Source organism: Mycobacterium sp. 050272 (assembly GCF_039023525.1).
GTDB lineage: Bacteria > Actinomycetota > Actinomycetes > Mycobacteriales > Mycobacteriaceae > Mycobacterium.
Window position 1 is genome coordinate 1 of sequence record NZ_JBCHKV010000044.1, and the last position, 10,351, is coordinate 10,351.

General features: G+C 65.5%; 11 protein-coding genes. 5 read left to right on the forward strand and 6 right to left on the reverse strand.

Going from position 1 to position 10,351, the window contains the following annotated elements:
* Window positions 1-415: 415 nt before the first annotated feature.
* Together AAHS21_RS31655 and AAHS21_RS31660 are read right to left on the reverse strand one after the other, a co-directional pair.
* Window positions 416-1,057, reverse strand: coding sequence for a cadmium resistance transporter (locus AAHS21_RS31655; protein ID WP_079481877.1), 642 nt, complete (start codon window positions 1,055-1,057; stop codon window positions 416-418).
* Window positions 1,058-1,195: 138 nt separating this feature from the next.
* Complete coding sequence (locus tag AAHS21_RS31660) at window positions 1,196-1,585, reverse strand: heavy metal-responsive transcriptional regulator (RefSeq protein WP_005148625.1); 390 nt, start codon at window positions 1,583-1,585, stop codon at window positions 1,196-1,198.
* Window positions 1,586-1,641: 56 nt separating this feature from the next.
* On the opposite strand from AAHS21_RS31660, the gene merA reads away from it, so the two are divergent.
* Genes merA through AAHS21_RS31685 form a run of 5 tightly spaced genes read left to right on the forward strand, consistent with a single transcriptional unit; the run spans window position 1,642 to window position 5,428 of the window.
* Complete coding sequence (gene merA / locus AAHS21_RS31665; RefSeq protein WP_005148655.1) at window positions 1,642-3,045, forward strand: mercury(II) reductase; 1,404 nt, start codon at window positions 1,642-1,644, stop codon at window positions 3,043-3,045.
* A 26-nt stretch (window positions 3,046-3,071) separates the two neighbouring features.
* Complete coding sequence (gene merB, locus AAHS21_RS31670) at window positions 3,072-3,713, forward strand: organomercurial lyase MerB (protein WP_005148656.1); 642 nt, start codon at window positions 3,072-3,074, stop codon at window positions 3,711-3,713.
* Window positions 3,714-3,745: 32 nt separating this feature from the next.
* Window positions 3,746-4,036 carry a hypothetical protein gene (locus AAHS21_RS31675; RefSeq protein ID WP_005148657.1) on the forward strand — a complete coding sequence of 97 codons (291 nt, stop codon included), beginning with the start codon at window positions 3,746-3,748 and terminating at the stop codon, window positions 4,034-4,036.
* A 46-nt stretch (window positions 4,037-4,082) separates the two neighbouring features.
* Window positions 4,083-4,583 (forward strand): redoxin domain-containing protein, encoded by a 501-nt coding sequence (locus AAHS21_RS31680; protein ID WP_225433764.1) that lies wholly within the window; start codon window positions 4,083-4,085, stop codon window positions 4,581-4,583.
* Complete coding sequence (locus AAHS21_RS31685) at window positions 4,580-5,428, forward strand: cytochrome c biogenesis protein CcdA (RefSeq protein WP_024444598.1); 849 nt, start codon at window positions 4,580-4,582, stop codon at window positions 5,426-5,428. Before AAHS21_RS31680 ends, AAHS21_RS31685 begins: the two co-directional genes overlap by 4 nt.
* A gap of 136 nt (window positions 5,429-5,564) precedes the next feature.
* Here AAHS21_RS31685 and AAHS21_RS31690 read toward each other — a convergent pair whose 3' ends face one another.
* From AAHS21_RS31690 to AAHS21_RS31705, 4 genes are all read right to left on the reverse strand, one after another.
* On the reverse strand, window positions 5,565-5,996 hold the full coding sequence (locus AAHS21_RS31690; protein WP_225503056.1) for a hypothetical protein: 432 nt from the start codon (window positions 5,994-5,996) through the stop codon (window positions 5,565-5,567).
* A 412-nt stretch (window positions 5,997-6,408) separates the two neighbouring features.
* Entirely contained in the window at window positions 6,409-7,437 is a 1,029-nt protein-coding gene (locus tag AAHS21_RS31695) for an ATP-binding protein (RefSeq protein WP_005148661.1), read from the reverse strand.
* Entirely contained in the window at window positions 7,425-9,389 is a 1,965-nt protein-coding gene (locus AAHS21_RS31700; RefSeq protein WP_005148662.1) for a Mu transposase C-terminal domain-containing protein, read from the reverse strand. Before AAHS21_RS31700 ends, AAHS21_RS31695 begins: the two co-directional genes overlap by 13 nt.
* Before the next feature lie 123 nt (window positions 9,390-9,512).
* Window positions 9,513-10,253, reverse strand: a complete 741-nt coding sequence (locus AAHS21_RS31705) for a TnsA-like heteromeric transposase endonuclease subunit (protein ID WP_011894084.1) — start codon at window positions 10,251-10,253, stop codon at window positions 9,513-9,515.
* Window positions 10,254-10,351: the final 98 nt, after the last annotated feature.

Below are 10,351 nucleotides of genomic sequence, written 5' to 3' on the forward strand. Positions count from 1 at the left end.
GGTGTCCGTTCTCATTGAATCTGGGGCACATTTACTAGTCTGACCTGCATTGCCCCAGATTGGATGAGAATTTCGATCGCGACGTTTCTCATTGAATCTGGGGCTACCCTGCTTCCGCGCCCGGCTGCGAGCGCAGCAGGGTAGCCGGAATGGTCTCCTGTCGATTCCGTTGGCTCGGGTACGTCTTCGGTATAACTACTGTGATCGTGTCTCTCGTGACACACGATCATGATTCTGTGGTGCGCTCGCTCGTGTTGGTAGTTCGGGTGCCGGCTGCGGCCTTTGAGCACCTTGGCCACCGCCCGTTTTAGATTGTCATAGCGGATACGGGCCGGGACATCACCAAAGTGGTTGAACGCCAACACATGCCGATGCAGGAGCGCCTCCTGGCCCTGAGTGGTGAAGTTGCTCCGAGCTAGAGGGCGAACGCTCCGCCTTTGATGAGGATGAGGGCCCCGATTGTGATCAGTGCAACGGGCAGAACGATGTGGCCCCAGCGTGAGAGTGCTTTGGCGATGATCGGGTGGGAGGCGAAATATCGGCCGGCCGCGCACCAGATGGCCACACCGATGAGGAACACGATGATGTAAACACCGATGGTGGCGATCGTTGAGACGGCGAAGATCGGAACGTACACGCCGATGTTGTCGCCGCCGTTGGCGAAGGTGATGACTGCGACCTGCCAGGTGCCAGGCGTCAACAGTGTTGCGGGATCATCGGTCGGCGCCGGTTGGGTGCGGCGATCCCGCCAGGCCAGCCATGCCGCCCGCAGCCCCAACACGATGGGCAGCAGCCCGAAGTACGGCAGTGCGGCTGGAGGAAGCAGCGTGGCACCCAGGAGTGCGCCGCCGACCGAAACTGCCAAGATGGCGGTGAAGCCGAGGTACTGACCGGCGGTCACTCGGATGGCTGCGCCACGATGACCGGGCGCCTGGCCGAACATCACCGCGAGGACCACGATGTCGTCGATATTGGTGATGGCGAAGGTGGCGATCGCCTGAACGAGTGTGGCTGGGCTCAGCACGGCCAATGCGACCAGCTTCGAGTGAAATCCCACCGCATCGGGTGAGCCTACTGCTCAGCAGGCCCCGCGCTCCCGCGCACCAACGACCTCCAGTGGGGCGGAAATTCATGACGACTGCCGGGGTCAACGGACTTGACGAAATACATGCCTCCGGTGCCACGGAGGTGGCTCCTAGAGGTATCGACATACGTCATCGGCGCTGCATGATTCCGGGTCGACGCTTTCGGCGCCCTGCCGCAGCCGGGCGATGGTCTCGCGCAGTGCCACCAGTGCGCTGATCTGCTCGTCGAGGTCGGTCAGTCGGATGTCGAGCAGGTCGCGCACGTGCGTGCACGGCGCGTGGCCGCTGTCACGGATGTCGAGGATCTGCCGAATCTGGGCGAGGCTGAACCCGGCGGCCTGTCCCCGTCGGATGAAGCCGACCCGGGCGATCGTGTCGGCGGCATAGTCGCGATACCCCGCCGGGGAACGTTCGGCGGGCGGGAGCAGGCCTTCGTCTTCGTAGTAGCGCAGCGTCGCGGTGGTGGCCCCGGTCGCCTCGGCGAGCTTCCCGATTCTCACGATGTCTCCTCAGAACACTTGACCTTCAAGCCTACTTGAAGGTCAAGGATGGGTGCATGAGTCAGGGATTGGACCTCGCGGTCATCGGTTCCGGCGGCGCGGCGATGGCCGCGGCGATCCGCGCTACCGCGCTCGGCAAGTCCGTCGTCATGATCGAGCGCGGCATCTTCGGTGGCACGTGTGTCAACACCGGCTGCGTGCCGTCAAAGGCCCTGATCGCAGCGGCCGAGGCCCGGCATACCGCAGCCGACACTGCCCGGTTCCCGGGGATCGCCACCACGGCCGGCCCGGTGGACATGGCGGCCCTGATCGCCGGCACGCACGATCTGGTGGAGTCGCTGCGCTCAGAGAAGTACCTCAACGTGGCCGAATCGTATGGCTGGCAGCGCATTCAGGGCCAAGCGCGGTTCGCCGGAACCCCGGACGCGCCCGTCATCGAGGTCGGCGATGCCACCATCGAGGCCGAGCACTACCTGATCGCCACCGGCGCGAACCCAGTCATCCCGCCCGCATTCGAGGGCGTCGCCTACCTGACCTCGACCACCGCGATGGAAGTCACCGAGGTCCCGGAGTCGCTGCTGGTGATCGGCGGCGGCTACGTCGCGTTGGAGCAGGCGCAACTGTTCGCCCGGCTCGGGTCAACGGTGACGGTGCTGGTCCGCTCCACGCTGGCATCGAAGGAAGAGCCGGAAGTCGGCATGGCGCTGCTGGAGGTGTTCGCCGACGACGGCATCCGGGTGGTGCGCCGCGCCACGGTGAGCGAGGTCGAGCAGGCCGACGATCAGGTCACGGTCACCGCGACCATCACCGGCGGAACGCAGCAGTTCCGTGCCGCGAAAGTCCTCGTCGCCACCGGCCGCCGTCCGAACACCGACGGCCTGAATCTCGAAGCGGTGCAGGTCAAAACCGGCGAGAACAACGAGGTCGTGGTGAGCGACGGGCTGCAGTCGTCGAACCCACGGATCTGGGCGGCCGGCGACGTGACCGGGCACCGCGAGTTCGTCTACGTCGCCGCCCATCACGGCGCGATGGTCGCCGACAACATCTTCACCGACGCCGGCCGCAGGGTCGACTACCGCCATCTGCCCCGCGTGACGTTCACCAGCCCCGCGGTCGGTGCGGCCGGGACGACCGAGGCCGAGCTCCTCGCCGCCGGGACACGGTGCGACTGCCGGGTGCTGCCGCTAAAACATGTGCCGCGTGCGGTGGTCAACCGAGACACCCGCGGTTTCATCAAACTCGTCGCCGACGCCGGCACCGGCCGCATCCACGGCATCACCGCCGTCGCCAAGGATGCTGGCGAGATCGCCGCCGCCGCGGTCTACATCCTCGACGCCGCGATGACCGTCGACCAGGTCGCCGGGTCCTGGGCCCCGTATCTGACCATGGCCGAAGGCATCAAAATCGCCGCCCAGTCCTTCAGCGCCGATATGTCCCGACTGTCCTGCTGCGCATCCTGACGCATGGCTCACTCGAAAGGTTCCTGATGCCCAATTTCCTTGACCGCCTGACCATTCCGGAAGAGTCCGGGCTCGACCCGACGATGCTGGTGCCGTTGCTGCGGCTGCTCGCCGCCGGCGAGCCGGTCACCGTGGAGGCGCTCGCCGCGGCCGTCGGCCTCCCGGTTGACGAGGTGACCCGGCGTCTGGCCGCGGTACCCGACACCGAATACGACGAGCAGGGCCGCATCGTCGGCCAGGGCCTGACCCTGCGCCCGACCCGCCACCGATTCACCGTGGCCGGCCAAGAGCTCTACACCTGGTGCGCCCTGGACACCCTCATCTTTCCCACCATCCTGGACCGGCCCGCCAGCATCGAATCCGAATCACCCGTCAGCGGGCACCCGATCAGGGTCTCGGTCGGCGAAAACGGTGTCACCAGCGTGCAGCCCGAGACCGCGGTGGTCTCGCTGGTCAACCCCGACGACCTCACCTCGATCCGGTCCTCATTCTGCAACCAGGTGCACTACTTCACCTGCGCGCAGGACGCCGCGCCGTGGCTCGCCGAGCACCCCGAAGGTCAGATCGTCAGCGTCGCTGAGGCCCACCAACTCGGCGCAGCCCTGACCACACAAATCCTTACCCAGCTCCATACCCCGCCAACTGCCCACCCCGGCTGCTGCAGCTGACCAGCCGCACCCAACCTGATGAGGAGAAATCAATGAATCAACGTCCACGAAGAAATCCCGTGCTGCTGGGTGCGGCAGCGGTGCTGGTGACGGCCCTGTGTTGCGCCGCGCCAGTCCTGATCGCCGGCGGCGCGCTCGCCGCCGTGTGTGGACTGCTCGAGAATCCATGGGTCATCGGGGCAGCCGTCGCGCTGCTGCTGGCGGCTGTGGTCGCCTTCGCCCGCCGCGGTCAACGCGGCGATCACTGCTGTCCCGCCGACAGCCATTCACCCGCGACGCACACGCTCGACGACCTGACGAAAGGAAGCATCGACAATGTCTGAAACGCGTTCGTTTACACCCCACAGGTGGGCGGGCGTTACGGCTGTGATGCTGGCAGCGGGCGCGCTGACCGCGTGCGGCCAATCGGCCACAACCAGCAATCCGACCTCACCGCCACACGCCAACGCCACAACCCAGGCGACGGCGGCGACACTGACCACGGTGGACGGCAAAACCGTCGAACTGCCCGCTGCCGCCCCGACCGCGATCCTGTTCTTCTCCTACGGGTGCGGCGAATGCGTCGGCGGCGGTAAATCCCTGGCCGCTGCTCGGGCGGCCGTGGAGAAAGCCGGAGGCAGCGCCAAGTTCCTAGCCGTCGACATCGTCCCCACCGAGAAACCCGCCGATGTTCGCCACTTCCTGGACCAGATCGGCGGCACCAGCCTGCCCGCGGTCGTCGATACTAACGGGGCCCTGACCAGCCGCTACCAGGTGACCGCGCCGACCACCGCCCTCGTCATCGACCCGTCCGGGCAGATCAGCTACCGCGGCCACGCCCCGTCCCAGGATCAGATCCTGGCCGCCCTCGGCAGCAGCGCCGCACGGTGAACCTGCTCGCGCTCGCGTTTACCGCTGGCATGCTCGCCCCGGTCAACCCCTGCGGGTTCGCGCTGCTACCGGCGTGGATCACCGGCACCATCGCCACCGGCGGCACCGATGCGGTGCTCGTGCGGCTGGCCCGGGCACTGCGCACCGGGGCCGTCCTGACCATCGGGTTCACCGGCACCCTCACCCTCGCCGGTATCGCGATCAGTGCCGGTGCCCGGACCCTGGTGACGGCTGCTCCCTGGCTCGGGATCACGATCGGGCTCACCCTGGCCATCTTGGGCGGCTTCATGCTCACCGGCCGCACCATCGGTCTGCGTATGCCTGCCCGGACGCGTCATCGGCCGGACTCCCCAACAGCCGGTGGTGTGCTCGCGGCCGGAATCGGCTACGCCCTGGCGTCACTGTCCTGCACCTTCGGGGTACTGCTCGCGGTGATCGCCCAGGCCCAGGCCACCAGCGGATGGGGCGGTCTGCTGGCAGTGTTCACCGCATACACAGCCGGTGCCGCCACCATCTTGATGCTGGTCAGCGTCGGCACCGCCATCGCCGGCACGGCCCTGACCCGGCATCTGGGTATCCTCGCCCGCCACGGGACCCGCGTCACCGCCGTTGTCCTCATCGCCACCGGCGCCTACCTCGCGTGGTACTGGCTGCCCGCGGCCACCGGGCACACCGCCAGCGGCGGCAACCTGCTCACCGGCTGGTCGGCCACCGCGACCGGATGGCTGCAGGACCACGCCCTCCCGGCCAGCGTCATTGCCGCCTTCGCTGTGGTGGTCAGCGCGGTGGCCGCGTGCTGGACCACCCACCGCCGGCCAATCACCGGCAAGCAGCGCCGCCGGTGATGATTCACCGGCCGATACACCCAGCCAGATACCACTGTCCCTAACGATTAGAAAGCCGATAGATACAACCGTCGGACACAGTCAGATGCACACCACAAGTGCCTTACTGATAAGGCACATTCAAGACTGCCGACCCCTAAGCGCGACACGCCAGTTCTGCGCCGTCTGAGCGTGTCGTCAATACGGCAGTGGCGAATAGGCGTCGGTACTGCGCCCATTGCTCGACGGGGGTGGCGTCGGCATGGTGGGCGCCGGTGCGTTCGTTGATGCGGTCGAGCAGTAGCGTCGGCCAGGCGGGTTCCGTTGGCGTCCTGGGCTGTTCAACCCGAGGGCGAGCTGTGAGCAATGTTGCGGCTACGGCGATCACATCGGGGTAGGCCACCACGTGCGCTTCTAGGCCATTCTGCAGAATCCCCGCCGCCACGTGACGCTCTGCGTGAGCCCAGAAGACCAGGATGTGGCGGGCGTCGCCCAAGGCGTCATGAAGGTCGACCTCTGAATACTGACGGGCCAAGCGCCGATGCGTGCGCCCGGCACTGAGCACCGTGGGCCGGTCACGAAGATCCACCTGGTCGTCAAGAACGCGCGTTGGTGAACCGATCCAGCGTCGGTGACGGTGGCATACGGAGACATGTGCAGGCAGGTAGCAGTAGACGGGTTCGTGTATTCCCTTGCGTGCCATACATCTTTGACACAAAGGGCGGCGGAGATATTGCTTGAGCGCGGTGGGGTCGCCAGCAAGCCCGCAGAGACGGGACCGGATTACCTGCTCAGGTTGGCCGCTGACGACGGCCAACCAGTCCGGTCGCGGCCGGGCTGCGCATGATTCGGCGACATGGCCGCGCAGTGTGGAGACGCCGATATGGTTGGCGCGGGCCAGCCTGTCGATGTAGGACGATACGGCTTCCCAACGGAACGGTGCGATCGTTCGCGGGAGCCGCTGGCGTGGTCCGCGCGGCCACGGCCTGACAGTTGCCACGTCAGCTGGCCGTGCGGGCCGCGGCCGTGTGGGCGGCGTAGTCGATCAAAATATCGTCCATGGCCTCGCGGGTGATGTGCTCGGTGCCGTCGAGCATCGCTTGGATTGCTGAAGCCCGGATCAAGTGGGCCAGGCTGCCGATCATCCCGCCGGTGCGGCGGTGCAGGTAACGGGCCTGGGCGACAAGGCTTCCCGGTTCGTGTCGATGCAGACGCAAGGTACCTTCCATGGCGGCGACGAGTTGTCGCCACTCCTTGGCGTCGGGGAATGCGCTGGTGTGGATCACCCCGCAACGGCCGGCCAACTGCCGTCCCCGCGTGCCGGTGAACAGCCCCGAGCGTTCCACTTCGATCCCGGCGTAAACGAATGTCGCAGGCAGATGCTCGGTGAAGTATTTGAGGTGGTCGGACAGTTCTTCGCCGGCGCGGGTGTCGAGGTTGAGGTTGTGGATTTCATCGACCACCACGATGTCGGTACGGGCATCGATGAGCACCTGGCACACGGCATCGGAAATATCGGTCACGTTCATCCGCTGATTGAGCGTGGGAAGCCCCAGAAACCGTGCGAACTCCATCGCCAACTTGCGGGGCGACCCTTTCGGCGGGGCCGTCACATACACCACCGGAATCCGGCTCTCATCGCCGGGAAACCGTGCACGGGTGCGCAATTCGTGAAACCGACCCAGTTGCTTGATCGCCGTAGTTTTCCCCGTCGCTGCCCCGCCGGAGATGATCAGCCCGCGCCGGGCCCCGATCTCGCGCTGGTTGAGCAATGTCAACAGCCGGCCCTGATGGGTGATCGCTTCGATCGCCGACGTGGTGACCACCACCAGCTCCGAATGATGCGCAACCCGGGCCTCGTTGTAGGCCGTCCGCTCGTCCTCACCGAGGCTGGCCCACTCGTCGTCGGCGAGCAACGTGAACTCCGGCGGATCGGCATCAACAAAACGCCGCCAGCCCTCCAGCGTCGTGGTCGGCTGGCGGCGATCCTCTAACTGACCCACCGCCGCAATCTCGGTCACAGTCGCCACGTTTGGGCCTCCTTGCGTGCATCAAACACCGGCAGGGGTATGACCTCCGCCATCTCGCCGTCATCGTCGAAAGTCTCGTTGTCGGCGGCCCGTTCCGACGGTGACGGGCCATGATGTTCGGATGATTCCGTCGGGTCCGGCCAGTCCCGGCCGGCGCTCGCGGCGCTGGTCCGTCCAGTCACTCGGCGCTCGGCTTTCGTCTGCTGCTGCGGCCCAGCGGCGGCGCGGTCCAGCAAGTCCTCCGCGATGGCCGCAATCTCCGCTTCCTGGGTCTTCTGGGCCCCTCTGCGGTCGGCTACGGAGCGGGCGTGGCGCCACAGTGTCTCGCCGAACGGCACCGGCGAGGACCGAAGGTGCGTCCACGTCGCGGCCAGCCATCCGTCTTCGTGGTGATTGCGCACCCAAATCCTCGACACGTCATACGGGTCGTAGTGCACTTCCCACTGTCCGTTACGGGCATCGACCCCGGAATGCTGGCGCCGGTATGGGTTGAGCGCCTTGGCGTCATAGGTGCGATGGTTGATCCGGACCCCGTAACTGTTGATTGTGCGCCACTGCACGGGAAGCAATTCGATATAGTCGTCGGCGTCCAGTGGGACCGGTACATAGCCAGCCACCTCAACGAGGGCAGTGTATTTCTCGTTGGGAGACAACGCTTTCCCCGGCGTCACCGGATCCCGCAGGCCATCGTGGGGGCGGTTCTGCCACACCGCGATGATCCACTCGTCCAGCAGCGCCTGCAGCTCAATCATCGACCACACCGCGTCGTCCTCGGCGTTTTTCCCACGCCGCTCCACCGATGAACCGACGTAACCGGCCACGTACTGTGCGAACAGGGTGCCCACCGACTGCAATGTCCGCTCGATCTTCGGCTTATCGGTCGGGCAGTCGGGATGAGCCGGCTGCAGATTGATCCCCAATGTGCAGCACGCTTGCCGAAATGTTTGGGACAGATACGCTTTCCCGTGATCGCAGACGATCGTCTCGGGAGCGATCACCGGCCTGGCCGCAGCATCGGCCAGGCGCTGATCGACACTGGTCAGGCTGTGGTGCGGAAGTACCGACCGGGACATCCGCAGCGCATCGGCCCATCCCGGGCGCATCGGTTCGGGCGTCAATGCCCGCGCCAAGAGCAGTGACGCGTCCACTGCTTTGGTCGTCGGTCGCAGCACCGCGGCCGGGATGGACCGCGTAGCGTTGTCGACCATCGCAGTCAGCTCGACTCGGTCTACCATGCCGTCATCGAGCACTACCCGTACATCCAGAAGGGTTGAATCGATTTCCACCATCTCGCCGGGGCGCACCACGGTGATCGACCCGAATGGGCCATCGGGCTGCTTGGACAGCGATCGCCGCGTCCGTGCTGACCCGAACGTGTGCCGTCCTTCCGCGAGGCGCTTGACCAGCCGGTAGAAGGTGGGCTGCGACGGCATCGCGGGCGCGTCGTCGGCACCATAGGTGGCCACCAGCGTCTTGGCGACCCGCCGTTGCAGACGCTGCACCGTTCCCGTTGACAGGTCGGTCTCGCCCTCGATCGCATCCCGCACCGCGGCGACGACACGGTCGTCCACACGGCCGAATACCGCGCGCCGCCGATTATGGCGCCCGTCAACCACTCCCAGGAGCCCGTCCCGTTCGTAGGCAAATCGGCGACGCTGCAACGCATTCCGACTCACGTCGTGGCCGGCGGCACGCAGCTCGTCCAACTTGGCCAGCTCACGCTGCCGCAGAGATCGTTTCGCCGTGTCGAACTCTGGGCGGGGACGAATGCCCGCGGCCGTCCCAGGCGGGCGGCCGCTGAGGATCTCCACGATGTGGCGCTCCCACCACCGTGCTTGCTCGACGGCTGCCTCGGGAATGCCAGCCAGCATTTCCTCAGAACACAGTGGCGGTCGCGACCCCGACACCAATTCCAATGCCGGATCAACCATCAGCTGCGAGAGCGGCACCACAATCTGCTCGCCGACAGCGTCAACCAGTCGAGCTGATCCGCCCGACAGGGTTACGACGGTGAAAACACCTGCTGATAAACGGATTTCGTCTCCCTCTCGGACGACACCCGTTCGCACGTCAGGTCACCACCCGGTCCCGAGGCCAATCGCCGTGTCGTCGCCAAGTGCCGCTCCTTGCAGATCGGCAACTAAACGGCCGTGCCAGAGCAGATGAAACAGTACGGGCAGCACCACCAAAGGAGTCCCGACCGCGTGCACACCAGCCATCAACGGACGGACCCGAGCGAAGACCTCCGCCAGTTGATCAGCCAAACCGATCTTCAATACTCGCGGATGCCGATAACCCGACAACCAACGTAGATTCGCCCGCAGCACTGGATCGAGGGAACCGACACGCAGGTAATCCCAACCGACCATCGCGCACGTGGCGGCAGACCGATCGAACACGTCCCGATCAGCGTCAGAGATCCGGTCGTCCTCACGAACGTCGACTACGACGACAGATCCATCGCGGCGCCGCACGAAGTAGTCAGGAGCATGCCGCGTGCCGTCACGCCAATGAATCCAAAATGGTTGCGACAGAACACCAACAACATCCGGATCGGCATCCAACGCCATCAACTGGTCACGTTCTACCCAGGACTCGTGACCTACATGTGCGCCGGTTGTGGCGAACCACCACAGCCCGGGAAAGTTACGCTGACCTCGAAACGAGGGGAAATTCCGCACTGGTGAACAGTCCAACTCAAACCGGGTTGCAGCACATCGGTCCAGCGATTGCCGCGTGCATCCCTCGCGGGTGTTGAACTCCAAGTCCACTGCACTCGCTACACCTGGCCCAGCCGAAACAGCCGACGTCAGCACACATAAACGCTAAGCCTCGTGCCCCAGATTCAATGAGAAAGACACGCACTTACCCCAGATTCAATGAGAATGCCCCAGAATCAATGAGAACGGACAAC